1 protein-coding gene is annotated in these 1139 nt (G+C 68.9%); it reads left to right on the forward strand.

The window, feature by feature from the left end; genetic code table 11:
- Positions 1-233: 233 nt before the first annotated feature.
- Positions 234-1130 carry an IS30 family transposase gene (locus tag HOQ23_RS20455; protein ID WP_172217483.1) on the forward strand — a complete coding sequence of 299 codons (897 nt, stop codon included), beginning with the start codon at positions 234-236 and terminating at the stop codon, positions 1128-1130.
- The last annotated feature ends 9 nt before the right edge of the window (positions 1131-1139 follow it).

Genomic DNA, 1139 nt, shown 5'->3' on the forward strand with positions numbered 1-1139 from the left:
CTGGTCGGGATTGATCGGGGCACGCTGCGGGAGTGGTCCAGGCTCGCGGGCATGCAGATGCGCAGGGGACGCCACGGTGGGGTCGTCGGGGCGAGAACGCCCTCGATCGAGGGCGATTGGGTCGATCAGCACGGGCGGTTGACGCAGGCCGGGCGGGCGTTGATCCAGATCCGCCGAAGTGAGGGGCGCTGCCCGGCGAGGATCGCGACCGAGTTGGGAGTTCACCCAGCACGGTGGGACGCGAGCTGGCGCGTAATACCCACGACGGCCGCTACCAGGCCGCGGGCGCGCAGGCGATGACGCTGGCGCGCCGCTCGCGGCCCAAACCGGTCAGGCTGGGCGAGGGCGGCGAGTTGCGTGCTGCGGTGCTGCATCGGCTGCGCGACCGGTTCTCTCCTGAACAGGTCAGTCATGATCTACGCCGGGCCTATCCGGGGCGCGACGATATGCAGGTGAGCCACGAGACGATCTACCAAGCCCTCTACGTGCAGGGCAAAGGATCGTTGCGTGAGGAGCTGGCGCTGGAGAAGGCGCTGCGTTCGGGTCGTAGCACTCGGCGACCGCGATCGAAGCTGCCCTCGCGTGGGGGCCGGTCCTGGATCGGGGCCGAGGCTCACATCAGCCAGCGCCCGCCCGAGGCCGCCGACCGAGCTGTACCGGGCCACTGGGAGGGCGACCTGGTCATCGGTGCCGGTGGTAAGTCGGCCTTGGTCACGCTGGTCGAGCGCGCCACCAGATACGCCTTGATCCGGCGGCTACCGATGACCCACGACGCTGCCACGGTCGCGGCCACGCTCGTGGAGATGATGAGCAGCCTGCCCGAGTCGCTGCGCCGGTCGCTGACTTGGGACCAGGGCAGCGAGATGGCCACGCACGCGACGTTCACCCTGGCCACCGGGTGCGGGGTCTACTTCGCGGACCCGCACAGCCCCTGGCAACGCGGCACCAACGAGAACACCAACGGCCTCGTGCGCGACTTCCACTCCAAGGGAACTGACTTCAACCAGGTCAGCGACGAGGACATCGCCGAGATGGAACGCCTCCTCAACATCCGACCCCGACAGACCCTCGACTGGGACACCCCCGCCGATAGGCTCCGCGAACTACTGGATGTTGCACCGACCACCTGAGGCCGCCGC

It is taken from the genome of Nocardioides sp. zg-DK7169, assembly GCF_013155365.1.
Taxonomy (GTDB): Bacteria; Actinomycetota; Actinomycetes; order Propionibacteriales; family Nocardioidaceae; genus Nocardioides.